An 18,404-nucleotide genomic window follows, 5' to 3' on the forward strand; every position below is an offset into this window, starting at 1 on the left:
ATGAAATCAATACGATTAATAATAACGACCTGTCTATTGATCGGACTACAGCAGTCCTTTGCACAGGCACAAGAGATCAAGGGCTATGTCTATGAATTGGTAAGCAGCACACCATTGTGGAACACCAGCATTAAGAATATCAGAACACAGGAAGTGGTACAGTCCGATCGTGATGGCAGTTTCAAAATCGCAGGCCGACTCAACGACTACCTCGTCTTTACCAACCCCGGTTACAAACAAGACACGATATTCTATTACGAAGACAATATCCGTCGGGTATACATGACGCGGGACGAGAGTTTGATCTCTATCGATGAGGTCATCGTTAGCCGCATGACAGACAGCAGGTTGGCTGCAGAGATTGCAAAAGCTCAAAATCAAGGGAAAGCGGTAGATGTGGGACAAGATCGTGGCGGATTACGCGTATCGCCGTCACGATTGTTTGGCAAGAAGGCAAAGGAGGCACGAAAAAATCTTAGCCTGCTGGTCGCCGAGCAAGAAAAAAGAGAGGTTGACCGCCGATTTACCACACAACTGATTGCAGCGACTGTGCCGCTCAACCCGGATGAAACAGCTCTGTTCAGAGAACGTTTCAGACCTAGCGCAGAATTCATGAAGAAAGCTTCCAACGAAGATTTAAAAGTATACATACTTGACTCTTATAAAAAATTCAAATCCAACAAATAGCACAGTACTATGAATTTACGCTTTAAAAGCATACTCACGCTCTTATTATTAACGGTTGCAGCAGCACATGCTCAGAAGGTGGATATTAAGCTCGAACAAAAATTAAAGCAAGAAATAACTCATTTCCAAGGAGACATTGGCATATATGTGCATCAACTGAAGAGCAACAAGATCGTAGCGATCAATGCCGATACGATCTTCCCTACGGCCAGTATTGTAAAGGTTCCTATTCTAGCTGGAGTTTTTCAAAAGATCGCACAGGGTGAGCTCAAATTAGAACAGCCTTTTCAATATTCAGACAAAAGAGCGTATGGAGGATCAGGTCTTATGCAGTTTTACAAAGACAGTGCACAGACCGATTTATCCACCATGATTTCGCTCATGCTGACCTATAGTGATAATGTAACTTCTATCTGGTTACAAGAACTGGCAGGCGGTGGAGCTCAGATCAACCCTCTTATGGACCAACTGGGGCTGACGCATACGAAAGTAAACTCCAAAACCAAGGGGCGTGAAAAGATATGGGAGGAATATGGCTGGGGACAAACCACCCCCCGCGAGATGGCCAAACTGTTTACATTGATCCGCAATGGAGCAGTTATTGATCCACGCCATTCCGATAAGATGTACCGCTATCTTAAAAATCAATTTTACAACGAACGATCCTTGTCCCAAATTCCGGCCTGGGTCAGCACGATTGCCAAAACAGGATCTGTAGACCGTGCCCGAGGCGAGGTGGTATTGGTCAATGCACCTGGTGGTGATTATGTGTTCTGTATATTGACGAAAAACAATCAGGATGCAAGTTGGACAGACAAAAATGAAGCAGAAGAATTAACAAGGAGACTATCCAGTATTATCTGGAATCACTTTGAACCGAAACATCCGTTTCAAAGCTTTGCGCCGATAAAATAAGAGAAGGCATCCTTTATCGGATGCCTTCTCTTATTTTATGTCTCTTATGCAAATGTAATCTCACCAAAAAACTCCGGCAGATGGAAATTAGGTTTATCATGATGGATGGTATTCCATGAGATAAAATGAGGCTTTGGCAATCCATCGCCACACTTATAAAAGTTGGCATGAAAGGTTTTTCCTGTATAGGAAATATTGCCAAACAGCTGTTTCGGAATCTGCAAGAATATCTCCCATACCTTCACCCCGTTTCTTTTCACCACTTTCGTACACGCATCGACACTTTCTACAGCTTCTTTGCTCAAGCGATTACGAAGAGATTTATCCGCCGGTCCATATCCTATCAATCCTGTAGCCAACACGTTGAACTCAAAATTATAATAGGTCTGCTTTTGATCAAAGGAAACGAAGAACTCCACACAACTATCCTCCCACACATTTTCATTCGGACGAATATATTGCCCTTTTACAAACTCCTCATTCACCTTGTAATGCAAATAAATAAATTGCTCAGAGTGGGCTATTTGAAAACGGGCCTCTGGATGATATGGATACATACCCTGCCATGGACACTGGTCTATACTATTCCACGACAATCTCTCAAAGGCCTCTTCCAGCGCTTCAAAATCATTATTTAAATCAGCAATCTTTTCTACAAAGAGTCTATTCATACAGGTACGATTTGTTTTTATGTCTATAACAGTTGTTGCAGAGCCAAACTTAATTAAAATGTACCGTATTCACCAATATTATTGATTAACCAAGCTTTGATGGAGTATATCGATCAACTGTTCTTCGTGTGCTTCCAGTTCCTTAACCAATTTCAACTGCGTATTCGTTCTCACCAAGTTATGGTCGGCGTAGTGTACTTTATAATAGCGGTCTCCCTCAATGTAATCCGTCAAAAAACGCACCGCCTGCATATAAGGCAATAATAAAACACCATACCACAGCGATTCAATTTCCTTCTCAGTCAGAAAGTCTTTGGCTTCACTAAAGTAGCCTTCAGTATACGCCTGAAACAGAGGAACATTCAAAACGACATTATTTACGTCTTTTTCATCTTCCGCTGCCGCGTTAATAATGGTACGTATGGCATCTCCAAAATCATAGGCAATGTATCCTGGCATCACTGTATCGAGATCGATCACACATCGCACATTATCATCTTGATCCAACAGCACATTATTAAACTTCGTATCATTGTGTGTAATGCGCAGTGGCAAATCTCCATTTTTTGCCATCACAATAATGCGGCGCATACGCTCCTCCCGTTCGAAGATATAGCTCAAAAGATCCACTACTTCACTTAGTCTTCCCACCTTATCATCTGCCATCGCCTTTCTTAGGTTAGATAGGCGAAAATCAATATTATGAAAATTAGGAAGTATCTCGATCAATTGTGTGGCATCCAGGGTTGACAATTGCTTCTGAAATCTTCCAAATGCCGTACCTCCGGAGAAAGCCTGCTTGGGTGTCTCCACGATATCATAGCTTTTCGTTCCATCCAACAGGATAAAAACACGCCAATAATCGCCACTGGCCGCCTTAAGGTATTTAGCACCTTCATTCGTAGGAATAATTGTCAGCGTATACCTGTCTACATCCTCCACTTCATTTTTCAATACCGACTTCAGGTGTGTCGTTACCAGATCAATATTATTCATCAATCCATCGACATCTGGAAATATATGATGGTTGATTCTTTGCAACAGATAAGATACGCCTCCATCTTCCATACGGAGCCTAAAAGTATCATTTATATGTCCCGAGCCAAAACGTTCTATACCAACAACCTTACTATTAAGTTTAAAATTACTTGCTACTCGCTCCACTTCCTCGGAATCGTACACTGACATAGATAAGATTTATAATTATTTTATTCAAAAACCGTTTAATTATTGCAATATCTATAATTCGAAACATTAAATAAAGTTTTTTTTTCAATCAAACGATTGCACTATTTAAACAATAATAAACGAAAATATTCTACGTTTTACTTTTGCGATTTGTTATATTCGTAAATACACCTCGTATATTCATATGATAACTGAAATAGTCATAATATTTGTGCTCATTTTATTAAATGGCATTCTTTCCGCTTCCGAAATCGCAATTGTATCTGCCCGAAAAGCCCGCTTACAGGCTTCAGCGGCCAATAATCTGGGAGCAAAGCGCGCGCTAAAACTCAAACAACAACCAAATCAGTTTCTTTCTACCGTACAGATCGGTATTACTTTGATAGGTATCCTGACTGGTTTTTTCTCTGGGGGTTCTATATCGACCTACCTTGCCGAAGTATTGAATAATGTACCTGCTCTGGCACCCTACAGCCAGTCCCTTTCGGTGCTGATAGTCGTTATTATCATAACCTACCTATCTTTGGTTATTGGAGAATTGGTTCCAAAACGTATAGGAATGGCAATTCCGGAAAAATATGCTTCCTTGATAGCCATACCGATGGATACGCTCAGTAAAATAGTAAAACCATTTGTGTGGGCACTGTCTGTATCGACCGACTTTATTGTCAAACTCCTTAACATCAAAGTCTCCAACAATAGCGTTACAGAAGAAGAGATCAAAGCCCTCGTCGACGAAGGTGTCGACAGTGGTATTATCGAAGACTTTGAGCACGATATGGTGGACCGACTGCTTAATATCGGTGACAAAAGAGCGATCAATATGATGGTACACCGTAGTGACATAGCCTACCTAGACCTTGAAGACTCGATGGAGGATATCAAAGCATACATTATCAAAAACGAACATACAGAGTATCCTGTCTGCGATGGCAACTTTGACCAGATAAAGGGTATCATACATACCAAGAGTCTTCTCAAAGCTGTTTTAATTAATGACAAAATAGACCTCGAAAAGCTGATACAACCGATCCCCTTCGTCAACGAAAACAGCAGTATCTATTCTGTTCTTGACGTATTAAAATCAGGCAAGGTGTTACAAGCCGTCGTCATCGACGAATACGGAAGCCCACAAGGCATCATTACGGTAAAAGATATCATGGCAGGTCTAGTGGGAGGATTTGACGACAATTCGTCGAGCAGCCGATCCAAACTGTTCAGGCAGCGTGAAGATGGTACATTTGTACTTGAGGGACGCTACCAACTCGATGACTTTTTTGAGAAATTCAAGATCATCCTCACTGAAGAAGACGAAGATGAACTGGGCAATATCACGACCTTAGCAGGCTTGGTGTTCTTACTGCTCGATCATATGCCGACCGAAGGAGAAACTGTATTCTACAAAGGATACCGTCTAGAAGTGCTGGATATGGACGGCAACCGTATAGATAAAATAGCGCTCTCCCTCTTAGAGGACCACAGCGCCACCGAAATATCCAATATCGATTAATTCAGATGCTGACCAATAATTGTCAGCATTTGAGATTTCGTCAGCAGGCCGCTTTGTCTCCATACCTGCGCTCCATCGCGGTATAGAATCATCGTCGGCACCCCTTGGACTGCAAAGTTTTTTGCCAATGCCTGATTTCGATCGACATCAACTTTCAAAATCGACAATTGATCACCAAAATGGTCTTTGACCTCCTTTAAGATAGGAGCCAATGTTTGACAAGGCCCACACCATTCTGCAGAAAAGTCAACAAGAACCAACTTGCTTTTATTTATTAATTCATTAAAATTTGCCATAATTATTACAACAACGAATAAAATTGCCTTTTGTTTTTCTCCCTTTAGGACAGCATACCGCTACCGTTCAAAAGGAATACATAATTTCTCCAATTCTTCTATGTCCCCTTGAAACATATTCAAGTCGACATAGCCTTTGATTCCCGAAACAGCTCCGCGTTCGGAGAACTGCCAAAAGTTCCAATGCCCCTTAGGCTTTTCGACCCAAAAGTTATAATTGGCGATCCACAGCGTATAGTCACGAAACTCCTTTTCCAAGAAATCAGAGAAATAGCTGTCGCCCGAATATACAATAGGCTTCACTTTATAGTGATCCTCCACTCTGTCCAACCAACGCTTCAGACCGACCTTCAGACTATCCATAGATTGACTTTTTGGGCGTTCTTCAATATCCAATACCGGAGGCAGATCTCCTGATGACAGCTTCACCGTACGGATAAAATTCTCTGCCTGCTTTACCGAGTTTTCATTAGGTCTGAAATAGTGATAAGCGCCACGCAACTTATTCCGCCCCTGTGCCCCTTTCCAATTCGTCTGGAACTTTTTATCTTTATTTTTCTGCCCCATTGTAGCACGTACAAAGACAAAATCTACTGGAAACTCCTGATTGATAAGTTCTACTTCGTCCCAATTGATTTTCCCTTGGTATTCACTGATATCGATTCCAAAAACCTTATCCCGATGTTCAGACATCAAAAAGATATTACGCGCATCATGCTTATTCTTATCTGAGTCCGTAAAACGAGCCTCCTTACCGACCAAAGCTTTAACGTAATAGAATATACCTGCACGATAATGCCAAACAGCAAATAAAAAAATCAGACCAATAGGAATAAGAATACTCCACATCAAATAAGGTTTTCTATCACTCGCCGTTGAGACCAACTTCTCCTTACTCCTTTTCTGATACTTTGCCATAGTGCACCGAAAATACTGTATTTATTAGATTCAAGCAAGATTTTTAACATGACAAAAGGTAAAGAATACCGTGCTTTCTTAGTTTTTTTGCCTTCCCAAAGACCTGAAAACAGACAAGAACAAAATAATTCATCTCATTTTCAATGGTTAATATAATATAAGCGCTTTTAGTTTTGCAGAATTAGTTAGTTTTTCTACTTTTGTGGCGGAGAGCTGGCAGAGTGGTCGAATGCGGCGGTCTTGAAAACCGTTAACTGTAACAGGTTCGGGGGTTCGAATCCCTCGCTCTCCGCAGAGAAACCTTCATCGAAAGATGGAGGTTTTTTGCGTTTAAGAGGGATGAGAACCAGAAGGGATGGACTGGGTTCGATTCTTGAAGGTTCAGGATAGAGTCTGGGGATGGAGGGACTGAACCAATCCCTCGCTCTCCGCCAAAGAAACACAAAGCCCGACGTTAGTCGGGTTTTGTCGTTTTATAGCTTTTTGACAAACGCAGTTTGATAAAAAAGATGAAAACGACGAAAGAAATGAGCAAAGCGAAGGCTTTGGGTTTATTTGAAGCCACCCCCCAATGGGGATGACCGCAGGTAATCCCTCGCTCTCCGCCAAAGAAACCTTCATCGAAAGATGGAGGTTTTTTGCGTTTAAGAGGGATGAGAACCAGAAGGGATGGACTGGGTTCGATTCTTGAAGGTTCAGGATAGAGTCTGGGGATGGAGGGGCTGAACCAATCCCTCGCTCTCCGCAGAGAAACCTTCATCGAAAGATGGAGTTTTTTTGCATTTAAGAGGGATGAGAACCAGAACCTACAACATCCTAAAAGGTTTTGAAATTAATAATGGTTCAAACCCGATCTATTCAAGTCGTAAACGTTAAGAGCCACTATTAAGGGACAATAACCTCCCCAAACCGTCTCTAACATTGATTCACATTAATAACATAACATATGCGATTACACTTTAACTTCTTATTATTGGGGCTATTTGCTAGCGTGATGATAAGTACTGCCCAAGAGACCATTGATGAAAATGACCTCTTTATGAACCTAGTCAGGCAAGTTCGAGCCCCAAGCTTCAACATCAAGACACTCGATAAAGTCTACCAGACGGCCTATATCGATAAAACCAATCTAAAAATCAGTATAAATACGATTTCTCCATCCAAAAAAGCATTAACAAGACCTGAATTATATAAAAGCAAGGCGCCACAGGTTTATCGTTTTGTAAAAGTTTTTCGAGACGATTCAGGTCAATTGATCATCGAGAATATAGCTACAGCATTTCCCATTTCCGAAGACGGTTACTTCTGCATGAACTACCATATGGCAGAGCTATTCGGTGTTGGCTCAGGAATACCCGCCTCCTTAGATTCTGTAGAACACTATTTTCTAGCAGACTATGCCGGCAATATAGTCACTATTGATTCAATTTGTAGCTACAATCAACAGGCCGATGTAGCGATTGTGAAAGCGGATACAAAAGGTCAAAAAATAACTGCTTTTGCTCTTGGAGATGATCTTCAAACCGGAGACGATGTCTTTATTATTGCTCATCCCAAAGCTTATCTTTACTATTTCAGCACAGGTATGATCAACCGCTTTACCCAACAGGGTAATAATATCTATTCACGTAAAATGGAAATTGCTGCTGATTATGCCGGTGGCTCTAGTGGGGGACCTATTTTCGATAGTAAAGGCAATATCGCGGGGATGGTATCGCTGACACAATCTTTTTACTATCATCAAAAAGAGCAGCGCAGCCTACAAATGGTAGTAAAACAAGCTGTCCCGGTATCCGTTATCAAAGCTCTCATCAAATAATGCAAAAAAGATGGGCCTATCCAGTGGGGAACTTTCAAGGCCCTTCATCTACCAAAATGAATTTTTTCTATTTTAACACCTCTGCCAATTTCTCCTCCAGCTCATTGCCTCTTAAATTCTGTGCAATGATTTTTCCTTGCGGATCGATGAGATAATTTGCTGGAATCCCCCTTATGGCATACAGTGTAGATGCTGCATTTTGCCAACCTTTTAGATCAGAGACATGGTACCAAGGTAATTTATCCTCCTCAATTGCTTTCAGCCAGTTCTCTTTTTCATTGTCCAATGATACAGCTAGAATCTCGAAGTTTTTATCGTGAAATCGATCGTAGGCTTTAAGCACATTAGGGTTTTCATTTCGGCATGGTACGCACCAAGAAGCCCAAAAATCCAACAGTACATATTTACCCCTAAAATCAGACAATTTAATCAACTTTCCGTTAGCGTCAGGTTGTGCAAAATCAAATGCATTTTCCCCAGGTACCAATATCTCTGCCTGAAAACGCAGTCCTAGCTTTTGACCACGCACAGATTTCTTCAACTCATCGCTAAGTCCGGCGTACAACGCCTTGATATCAACTTCGTTATTATCTTGCCCAGCTACATATTCCAAATAGAGTAAACTCAATGGATTATCCGGATATTGCTTAATAAAGCTGATCTTATTGTTAAAAAAGAGATCTTCTCTAACACCATATATCTGCTTAAGATTTGTTTCAGCTTTAAGTAGTTCCAATCTTAATGTCTCCATTTTTTGTAACTCTTTCTGATAGGTAGACGATTCAAAGACATTTTTGTCCCGTTCTAATTTCTCTTCATAAGCCAAATATTGCTGAGTTAAGATATCACCACCTACAATCTTGCCTCTTTCGACTCCACCACTTGCATCCACTATGGTCTTCCCAGCATTCAGGTAAAACCAAAACTCAGGACAAGCGTTTCTATTGTGTTGCTCAGAAGTCTCCTTAAAATATAAACCTGCATAGGCTGCTCCTTCTAGACTGCCTTTAAATACGAATTTACCATCCTCTACTATCGTAGAGTCCAAATGTGTATCATCTGTATTGTAATCGTAATAGAGTAATATTATTTCTTTAAACTCCCTAGGCACAGTACCTTCTAGCTGAAAAAACTTTGCGGTTTGGGCACTGCCCATGAGAGGTAAGGCAAACAAACCTAAACACAGTATTTTTATTTTATTCATCGTGATTATTTATCATACATTTACTAGAAGCCAAAACCTTAATCTGATTACTCTACATATATCAAAAAGCTTATTGCACTCCCAATTCCAAATCTACCGCCTTATCAATCTGATATAGATCTTTAGAAATTAAAGTCAAAGGTTTATCCTCCTCATCTTTTTTAATTTCATAATAATACACGGATCCTTTTTTCCCATTATTTGAATTAGGATTATAAGTAGCCACACCGAAATAGAGAATCCCATCATGGTAAGACCTGTCAAAGTTAAAAGCAACAATATCACCAGAACCATCATCCGGAAGCTTATAATACTCTTGTACAACAAGGTTGCTGGAATGAAAACGATAAATCGTACGATCTACTGCGTAATAATAATAATTAGAACTTATATGATGTTTAAACCCTACAGCCCTATCTATATTAGGTACAACATCCCCTTCTTTTGTACTAATGGAGTCTATTCTTAATGGAGCTATATAGCCAGTAATTCCAATGTGCCTAAATAGCTTATTTCCCTTCCTTGTGATCACGCTATATGTTCGTGTATAATCTTCACCAGATCCTAAAAACTCATGCCCAGAAAGTTTCTCAGAATAAATGGCACTGTAGTTATCATAATTAAATGCATTATATGTTGCGTTAAAAACAGTAACTTTTTCTGTCGCTTTATCAAAACCAAAAATAAACCCACCTGCCCAATCTCTAACCAAAGTCATGAAAGAAAATCCACCTTTTCCAAAATCATACGAATTATTCGTGCCCGTATACGTATCTGGTGTCAAAAAGCCATTTAAAACACGGCGGACTTTACCTTTTTCCAACACATAGCCTGCACCAAACTCAACACCAGTGCTATCGTTACCATAAAAATCAGGATGAAAGTCTCCTCCATCCAAGCCATTTCCCTTTGCTGCATACAGTCGGGTCGGCAATAAGGAGGCCTTATCTACAATCATTATTGGATAATCTCCATTCCGAGTTGCGATACTAAACTCTCTGTACAATCCTTCTCTAGGATTAATTTGAATTGCCAATGGATTTTTCCCTATCTTGTATTCTTCTGAGCCAAAATAATCGTACCTAAGGTATTGAGGCTTTTTACTAACAGTTGATTTTAAGTAGACGACCCCATTCTGTTCTTCATCTTCAGCCAGAATAAAAAGTCCTTTGGTAATTGACTGCGAAACATTAATAAAAAAATAGCGAATGTACTCCATTCCACTACCTGAATCTAAAGCTTTTAAATACATCGTATTTCTCCCCCCTTTAAACTGCTTAGGTAATAAGCTTACCTTTGGTCCTATTCCGACAATTTCCTCATCAAGTACCCACTTGAAATCTATCGTACTGGGATCAAACCCTTTAAGAGTACCCTGCGTCATTACTTCAATTGATAGGGTGTCACCAAAAGTAAGGTCAAAAGAACTACCTTCTAGAGCCGTACCATCCAAAAGACTTATTGTCAACTCATTAACCTCCGAATAAGTATAATTCCCAGAATCTTTAGAACAAGCTCCTAGCAGCATCAAAAGGATAGAAAAATAGAAAATAACATAATATTTCATTTCAAATGGTATTAAGGTAATTTAATAGGATTTCTAGAAGAATCTCCATCTGGATAGACTGAGTTTTCTTCAAAATACTCCTTTAACTTCTGAATAAACACATAAGTTATAGGGCTATTCTGGGCTAAATATTCAACCTGATAAGTAGGCATATTATCCCAATACAAATAAGGTTCTCTTGTATCGACGTCTGGGGTTGGATCCGCCCCTAGATAATACATTTCAATCCACTTTTGATACACTTCTGGGTAGAATGTCCCCATGTATCTAGTATACAAAGACCACCAGTCAGGCTCAACAAGCATATTGGATAATTTGATTCCCAACGAGATGTTTTCTTTATCGCCCAATTTGAAGTTATTGTTTTCAACCATCCTAAGACCAATTCTTAACTCTCTCTCGCGCAATAGGTCAATTTTATCCACCGTAAGAAAAAGAGTATCAACAAAGATCCCCTTTCTGAATACTGTTTTATCCAACTCAAAATTGGTTATAGGAAAATCTGTCTTCTCTTTATCCACTTGAACAACATACTCCCGGTCTTGTTCAAGCAATGAACCTGTCAAAATTATAGGTATTGCCAATCTTTTCTTTACAAGATTTACATCTTCACTTAAAAAAGAAAAACTTGTTTCAGCTAAATAAATGGGTTCTCCCCATCTCCTGTTTTCATTTTTCACACCAAAAGACAGAAAATGTTCATTTTGGTCAAATATTGTAATATCAGCATTCTCCTTACACGAAAAAAGAAGTGTATTGAGAAATAACACCAGTATAAAGGCTTTATTCTTCATAATTACTTATTGTATATATTCTCATCCAAAGGGATCGGAAATTTAAAAATTGCTAAACTAGGTTGGATATCCGCACCATTCTTAGGGCTTTGGTGTATTGTATTAAAAGTTCGTTTATAAAAGCTATATAGATATCCTTCGCCAATGTATTCTCTACGCACCTCTTCGATGAGCATTTTTTTTAATTCAGCAGGAGAGTTTGCTTCCAGCTCGGAATAAATATCTCTAGATTCTCTAAATTCATTCAACAAAGTCAATGCCCCTTTAAGGTTCGACTCCATTTGAGATTCAATAGCTATAAAATACATTTCTGGTAAACCGATCATTTGCAGCTCGTATAGATCGAACTTTTTGTCATCAACGTCCTTTTGATCCAAAGTCAGTTTTATAAACTTTGTACCAACTGAATTATTTTTATCTATAGAAAACCATTTATTGTAGCGCGTGTCAAAATTCCCATTTACTCTATCTTCATAAAATATTTTTTCCAGAAAACCTCCAAAATCAAAAGGAATATTATTGGAAACAAAATCTCGATCGATAGCTGGCTTAGGGTTTCTAGGGACTAGACCAAAAATATTTTCAATTGTGAACCGTTTCACATCGTCTTCCCATGTTTTCAAATGGATAGCCTCCGTTTCTTTCAGTTCCTCGATAACTACATTTGCTCTTTCGTAAGCCTTAGGAAGATCTCCTTCCCATTGAGACTTTCGGGCCAGCGTAGCTTTGGCAGCGTAATAGTTGAATCGAGCCCCCCTTCTGTCCAGCAACCCAGTGTACTCTGCTATTAGACTATTATTTGCATTCTCTTTTCTGCCTATAGTCTTAATTGGATCTTCTTCTAAAAACTTTATTGATCGTTGCAGATCCTCCTCTAAAAGTTTCAGAACTTCTTTGGCTGGCAAAAATTTAGCAGGAGAACGGTCGGCAGTCAGATAATAAGGTATAGCCTGAGCATCTAGCCCTTCTTCCTTGATAACTGGACCAAACAACTTCAGTATTTCTAAATGTAGGTAAGCACGTAAACCATATACCTCTCCAGCAATTAGATTATACCTGGCATCGTCTTCGATATTAGAAAGATTCCTAATAATTAGATTGGTTTGATGTATAGCTTTATATAGTTCGTTCCAAAACATATCAATTCGTTTCTCCACCTGTTGGTCTTTAAAGTTAAACTTCTGCAATTGAGAGTATAAAGACATTTCATTAACAGTTGGCATCCAATATCCTCCTAGCACATCCAAACTCCCATATTTCAACTCCCGACCGTATAAATCGCCATGCCCCAACTGGACATAAATCCCATTCAGGGCTTTTGTAAATCCTCGTTCATTTTTAAATAGTTCTTTCTCATATACTGTATCATCCGGAAGAACATCTAGAAACTTCTTACAGCTGCTAATCATAAATGCTGTAAGCATAATTACATATGTTAAAATTCTTTTCATCTTATATTAGATTAATATTGTATAGACAGACCAAAATTAAACGTACGGGCAAAAGGATAGCCAGTACCCCGTTCCATTTTGACTGTACTAAGTTTAAACAAATCATTTGTGGAAAAATTCAGCTGCAAGCGTTGTATTTTATACCGATCTATCCACTTTCCTGTTACATCATAATTTACATTTATGGACGATAAATGAAAATAGCTTTCCTTCTGAACAAACCTACTAGACAATTTGGTGGTCTCTGTATTTCTGATGTCTTTGAACATCACCCTGTCTCCTGGATTTTTCCAACGATCAGACCATACTCGGGTATCAACATTATCGTGAGGGTCTGCATTCTCTACTTTTCCGACCAGTGTTGAATTATAAGTATCCGCTCCAATAGAATAATTGAAAAATGCCGAGACCGAAAGTCTATAGTAATTAAAACTAGCGCCAAAGCCTCCAAAGAGCTTTGGATCGGTGACACCAATAATCTGAATATCATCAGCGTTATAGATAAAGGTCTTGTTGCCGTCTAAATCCACAAACAACTCTCTTCCTGAGGCAGGATCGATTCCTAAAGATCTAACACCACGCAAAGTACTCAAAGACTCCCCTTCTTGATAGTAAGGCTTTTGTGAGATAGGTCGTGAACTTCCTGATTCCTTTTCTTGATCAGTTAGCTCGTTTAGTTGCTTCAATTCCTCGGAAATCTTACTCAATCGATTGACATTGTACGCTGCCGATCCGTTCAAATACAAGGACATACCATGTTCGGGTAGATTAAGAACTTTAATATTAGCATACCCTTCAAATCCCTTATTAACAACCTCCCCTAAGTTTTCATAATAATTCTGTCCATTAAGACCGATCGACGGAGCTACTTTAATTGTAGAAACCATATTGGTAGTTTTTTTGCTATAAGCATTAAAACGAAGGTTTAATACATTATTCCATAATCCCACTTCAATACCTCCACTCAATGAGTATATCTTTGGCCATCTAAGATCTGGATTCCCTTCAGATTCATATCTTAAACTACCTTGATTTACATAAGTACCATCCGAAGGTATTGTGTAGGCAGTTGCTGTCATATTTTTAGAAAAGGACTCAGATCCAGATATACCGTAGTTTCCAAAGACACGGAACAAATCAACTATCTTAGTCTGCTCTATAAACTTCTCGCGATGCAAGTTATAGGCCACCCCTGTGCTCCAATAACCAGTAAACCTTTTATTCTCTCCAAACTTCGAAGACCCATCTCTTCTTAACGTTCCTTCTAAAACAAGACGCCCATCATAAGTATAATTCAAATTCAACAAGGACCCAACAAGTCTATCATTACTATTCACATAGATAGGCAGATTATCAGAATACTTTGTAGCCATCCTAGGTGAGATAAAGTCATCGTCCGTATAACCAGTAACTGCAAAATTCACCGAACTAAATGTTCTTCCTGAAATTTCTCCCAGAATCATAGCATTAAGAACATTCTTTCCAAATGTTTGTGCATAATTGATTCGCATATTACCTGAATAACCAAAGCCATCTGAGTTGTCTTGCGTATAAGCTCCTTTAATAGTTGGATCTGTTTCTCCATAATACTGTGAATGATTAGGAGAAGTGAAAGATTCATATTTACTAATCGACTTGTTCACATTGGCATTAGCTGTAATCTGTAATGACTGTATTGGATACCATTCCAATGATAGATTGTTTAAAATATTGATATCTTTTCTCTCGTTAAGATAAGGCAATTGCGCATCATATAGTGGATTATACTCCATTACAGCCAAACTTGGACCGTCTGATCCCCCCACAAGCTGGGCCAATTCGAGATTATATACTTTAATCAGATTTCCACTTCCATCATGTATTCGATAATAGGGATTCATTTGAGCATAGGTAGAGAAGTCTCCATAAGGGCTTTCATAGGCTTTAGAAGATTGAAAAGAAGCATGGTTACGGAAAGTAAATTTCTGAGGAACACGGTACATTAGATTAAATCCAGCTCCCGATCTTTGTCTTCCCGATTCTTTAATTACTCCCTTAGTATCACCATAACTACCATCGATACTATAGCGTACGCGATCATTCCCTCCTTCAACACGAACAGAATGATCAAAAGAAGTTTTACTCTGTACAGGTTGAAACAACCAATCCGTATTTACGCCAGACGCAGCGTCCAAGTATTTGGATTCATAAATAGCTATCAACTTACTCTGCATCGGTAAATTAGCATTATCGTAAACACCTACTAACTTTTCATATTCAAGTTTTTGAAAAGAATTCATCAGAGAATAATCGGAAAGATCTACAAACGAACTTGAAGAACGAATATCATATCCTACCGTAAACTTACCATCTTTCGGCAGCCGAGTTTCAATAACCAAAACACCATTCCCACCTCTTGATCCATATAACGCAGTAGCGCTGGCATCCTTTAACAAAGTAATGGACTCTATCCGATTTACATCTAGATCATAAACCCGTTGCATACTGCTTTCAAAGCCATCCATAATAACCAGAGGTGCGTTGACAGCATACTCACCAACCATATTGGTACCACGAATGGTAATTTCTGGCAAAGCATTTGGGTTAGAGCCCTGTTCATTATTTATCGCAATTTTAAAAGCCGGATCTAAACTTTGAATAATCGAAAAAATATTACGGTTATTAAACTTTTCCAAATCTTGCCTTGTAACAGTCGTCGTTGCTCCGGTAAACGATTCTCTTTTTCTAGTGCCGTACCCGGTCACTACAGCCTCATCCATTACATTATCAGCACGTTTCAATCGGACATTGATATGATTTCGACCGGCTACTTTAATAATCTGTGATTCGTAGCCAACCATAGAAAACTGCACCTCACCATCCTCTACGACCTGTACAGAATAACTACCGTCATCGGAGGTCACACTTGCCCAATTTGTCGAATTCAACAATTTGACCGTCACCCCTGCAAGCACGTTACCTCCTTCATCAGTTACCGTCCCGACCAAATTATAATACCGCTGTTGCATATCGGAGCTCTCGATGGATCTTTTGGTCTTTTGTGAGATTATTCCATTTTCAGGTTTCACCAAAATAGTCTTTTGATCAAGCTCCAACTCAAAAGACTGTCCCGCTGCAAGCTTTTTTAACACCTGCTCAATAGGTTTATCCACCATATTGATACTGACCTTTTTGGCGTTGCGTACCAAAGTTATATCCCCAAGGATATCTAACCCATACTGTTTACGCAGACTGTTCAAGACCTGTTGAATAGGCACATTATTTTCACGAACCGTCACTGTCTGGGCTTCGATTCGTCCAAAGCTTTGGATCGAGAGCAGGGCAGCAAGAAGAGTTCGAGACGTAAATTTTCCAAATGGCAAGCCCATACACCTCTTTTTTTTAAGAGTGGATTTATAATTCGTTATTTTCATAAAATTTAAGTAATACTAATTATCTCTAGCTTTTATATTTAGTTTATTCTCTTTTAACTGGTAGTCTATAGGGATTACTTTTCCTATAAGCGCCATGACCTGACCTAGGCTTTTGTCCCGGCTGACCTGACCATACAGCATTTTATTTTTCATTTCTCCAGAGACCTCTATTTCGATACCATACCACTGCGAAAGCTTCTGTGCCACCTTTTCCATACTGAGGTCAGTCATCTCAAAGTACCCTGATTTCCAATCTACAAATCGATTGATATCAGTAGCTTCTATTACCCTATGGCCATCAAAGTATTGACCAGGCTGCAACACAGCAGAAAAATTATCGGGAACAGCAGCATACATTTCACTCGCCTGCGAGGCTATGCTGACTTTACCTTCCAGAAGTGAGGCTTGATATTGTCCATTCCACGTATTGAGATTAAAGTGCGTACCTAACACCTGGAGCGTATGCCCAAGAGAATGCACATAAAACGGCACCCGACGTCCGGAAATTTCCAGCTGTTTGATTTCGAAATATGCTTCGCCCTCCACTTTGACATCACGTCGATCTCCGACAAAAGACACAGGATAGGTTACCGAGGAGTTGGCATTGACCCACATCTTCGAACCATCCGACAAGACCATGTTCACAAAACCTCCTGCAGCTGTCTTTACAGTATTATAAGTAATACCTTCATCGGTCTGAATATTGATATAATTAAACTGTCCATTAGCAGATTTGACGATAAGGAACTTACCTGTATTCAGCGTATCCCCCTCCTTGAGCAAAGAAAGGTCATACTCTTCTTGATTGTCTAGAACAATCTTAACATTGGCCTCTATCGGTGCCGTAATCTGATCTAAATCTACTAGCTCTAGAGGCTTTATTTGTTGCTTGATCCAAAATATGCCGCCCACTACCAAAACAAGAGCCGCCGCAATGGAGCTCCATTTTCTCCAAGGTATAACACCATCTTGTTTCGGAATTTTGTACACCCTACGGTCCAAGCCCTTCATGACACGGTTCAGCTGTGCAGGAGATATTTTCTTATCCACATTCAAATCTGAATACCAAGCTTCAACAAGCTCACACTCCTCTTCGGAGCAAACATTTGCCAAGTATCGTTTTAACAGATCTTTATTTGGTTCCATTTTAATTCGTCAGCTCTATAGTTTACAATTACTAAAGAAAACAGTAATCTTCCCTTAACATATAAAACTAGACGAGCAACTTAAAACTTTGTCCCTAGAAAAGTAAAAAAAGGTAGAGGATGAATAATTTGGATTTCAATTTCTTCAGTATAGCACTATACTGATTACGCACTGTTTTTTCAGAAATCCCCAACTGCTCGGCTATTTCGGGATTTTTATACCCTTCCATACGTAGTTTCAGAAGCTGTTGCTCTCTTTCAGAAAATTCAGCCATAACCTGATCGATTTGTTCCAAAAACATTTTTTCACGTACGCGGTAATCCGTCTTTTCGACCACAAAAGATGAAGCGTAAGATTTTAAGGAGTTGATATACTTCTGTCCATGGTTAGAATGAATCAGAATATCAATAATCCGGTTACGTAATGCTGTATAAAGATAAGCCCTAACACTAATCTGAACAATAAATTCTTGCCTGCTATCCCACAGCTTAGCCAGAACATCATGCACAGCATCTTCTGCTTGCTCAGAATCAATCTTTTGAAGAGCATGAAGCAACAACGGTCTCTTAAACCGTTCATACAAACACGTAAAGGCTTCTTGGTCATTTGAGCGAATCAATTCAACCAACTCGATATCGGACAACTCACTGTACTGAAACATCAACGAATCAAACAATTACAGAAAAAAGTTAATAATTAATGCTATTTTTCAAATGTACACAATTACATCTGAAAACAAACTTTTACTATTGTTTAGTTTCTAAGGCATATTCTTTAATGTTACCTCAATTTAAATTCCATCTGTTGCAGCAATTGCGGCACGAA

At 39.3% G+C, this 18,404-nt stretch carries 15 protein-coding genes and 1 tRNA gene; 5 read left to right on the top strand and 11 right to left on the bottom strand.

Annotated features, from left to right (window positions below; all coding sequences use genetic code 11):
* The gene (locus M472_RS43835) at positions 1–687 is read left to right on the top strand and encodes a hypothetical protein (protein WP_144062810.1); all 687 of its coding nucleotides are present in this window, start codon (positions 1–3) and stop codon (positions 685–687) included.
* 9 nt (positions 688–696) lie between these two features.
* The gene (locus tag M472_RS43840) at positions 697–1,602 is read left to right on the top strand and encodes a serine hydrolase (protein ID WP_021072338.1); all 906 of its coding nucleotides are present in this window, start codon (positions 697–699) and stop codon (positions 1,600–1,602) included.
* A 44-nt stretch (positions 1,603–1,646) separates the two neighbouring features.
* On the opposite strand, the gene M472_RS43845 is transcribed toward M472_RS43840, so the two are convergent.
* Together M472_RS43845 and M472_RS43850 are read right to left on the bottom strand one after the other, a co-directional pair.
* Entirely contained in the window at positions 1,647–2,273 is a 627-nt protein-coding gene (locus M472_RS43845; protein WP_021072339.1) for a carbohydrate-binding family 9-like protein, read from the bottom strand.
* Positions 2,274–2,351: 78 nt separating this feature from the next.
* Complete coding sequence (locus tag M472_RS43850) at positions 2,352–3,461, bottom strand: phosphotransferase enzyme family protein (RefSeq protein ID WP_021072340.1); 1,110 nt, start codon at positions 3,459–3,461, stop codon at positions 2,352–2,354.
* 184 nt (positions 3,462–3,645) lie between these two features.
* On the opposite strand from M472_RS43850, the gene M472_RS43855 reads away from it, so the two are divergent.
* Positions 3,646–4,971, top strand: a complete 1,326-nt coding sequence (locus tag M472_RS43855) for a hemolysin family protein (RefSeq protein ID WP_021072341.1) — start codon at positions 3,646–3,648, stop codon at positions 4,969–4,971.
* On the opposite strand, the gene trxA is transcribed toward M472_RS43855, so the two are convergent.
* Entirely contained in the window at positions 4,968–5,267 is a 300-nt protein-coding gene (gene trxA / locus M472_RS43860) for a thioredoxin (RefSeq protein WP_021072342.1), read from the bottom strand. The two genes, M472_RS43855 and trxA, sit on opposite strands and share 4 nt — an antisense overlap.
* 60 nt (positions 5,268–5,327) lie before the next feature.
* Complete coding sequence (locus tag M472_RS43865; RefSeq protein WP_021072343.1) at positions 5,328–6,185, bottom strand: glycoside hydrolase family 25 protein; 858 nt, start codon at positions 6,183–6,185, stop codon at positions 5,328–5,330.
* A 207-nt stretch (positions 6,186–6,392) separates the two neighbouring features.
* Here M472_RS43865 and M472_RS43870 point away from each other — a divergent pair.
* Both M472_RS43870 and M472_RS43875 read left to right on the top strand, forming a co-directional pair.
* Positions 6,393–6,477, top strand: a tRNA-Ser gene (locus tag M472_RS43870).
* A 654-nt stretch (positions 6,478–7,131) separates the two neighbouring features.
* Positions 7,132–8,004 carry a S1 family peptidase gene (locus M472_RS43875; protein ID WP_081643242.1) on the top strand — a complete coding sequence of 291 codons (873 nt, stop codon included), beginning with the start codon at positions 7,132–7,134 and terminating at the stop codon, positions 8,002–8,004.
* A gap of 67 nt (positions 8,005–8,071) precedes the next feature.
* Here the strand turns inward: M472_RS43875 and M472_RS43880 are convergent, their stop codons facing one another.
* The 7 genes from M472_RS43880 to M472_RS43910 form a co-directional block, all read right to left on the bottom strand.
* Positions 8,072–9,208: a TlpA disulfide reductase family protein gene (locus M472_RS43880; RefSeq protein WP_081643243.1), complete on the bottom strand. Its 1,137-nt coding sequence runs from the start codon at positions 9,206–9,208 to the stop codon at positions 8,072–8,074.
* A 70-nt stretch (positions 9,209–9,278) separates the two neighbouring features.
* On the bottom strand, positions 9,279–10,775 hold the full coding sequence (locus M472_RS43885) for a PKD-like family lipoprotein (RefSeq protein ID WP_021072347.1): 1,497 nt from the start codon (positions 10,773–10,775) through the stop codon (positions 9,279–9,281).
* An 11-nt stretch (positions 10,776–10,786) separates the two neighbouring features.
* Positions 10,787–11,569, bottom strand: coding sequence for a DUF4843 domain-containing protein (locus tag M472_RS43890; protein WP_021072348.1), 783 nt, complete (start codon positions 11,567–11,569; stop codon positions 10,787–10,789).
* 2 nt (positions 11,570–11,571) lie between these two features.
* The gene (locus M472_RS43895; protein ID WP_021072349.1) at positions 11,572–13,020 is read right to left on the bottom strand and encodes a RagB/SusD family nutrient uptake outer membrane protein; all 1,449 of its coding nucleotides are present in this window, start codon (positions 13,018–13,020) and stop codon (positions 11,572–11,574) included.
* A gap of 11 nt (positions 13,021–13,031) precedes the next feature.
* Entirely contained in the window at positions 13,032–16,388 is a 3,357-nt protein-coding gene (locus tag M472_RS43900) for a SusC/RagA family TonB-linked outer membrane protein (RefSeq protein ID WP_021072350.1), read from the bottom strand.
* Between the two features lie 60 nt (positions 16,389–16,448).
* Entirely contained in the window at positions 16,449–17,579 is a 1,131-nt protein-coding gene (locus tag M472_RS43905; protein ID WP_021072351.1) for a FecR family protein, read from the bottom strand.
* A 94-nt stretch (positions 17,580–17,673) separates the two neighbouring features.
* Positions 17,674–18,240, bottom strand: coding sequence for an RNA polymerase sigma factor (locus tag M472_RS43910; protein WP_021072352.1), 567 nt, complete (start codon positions 18,238–18,240; stop codon positions 17,674–17,676).
* Positions 18,241–18,404: the final 164 nt, after the last annotated feature.

Source organism: Sphingobacterium paucimobilis HER1398 (assembly GCF_000416985.1).
Classification (GTDB): domain Bacteria; phylum Bacteroidota; class Bacteroidia; order Sphingobacteriales; family Sphingobacteriaceae; genus Sphingobacterium; species Sphingobacterium paucimobilis.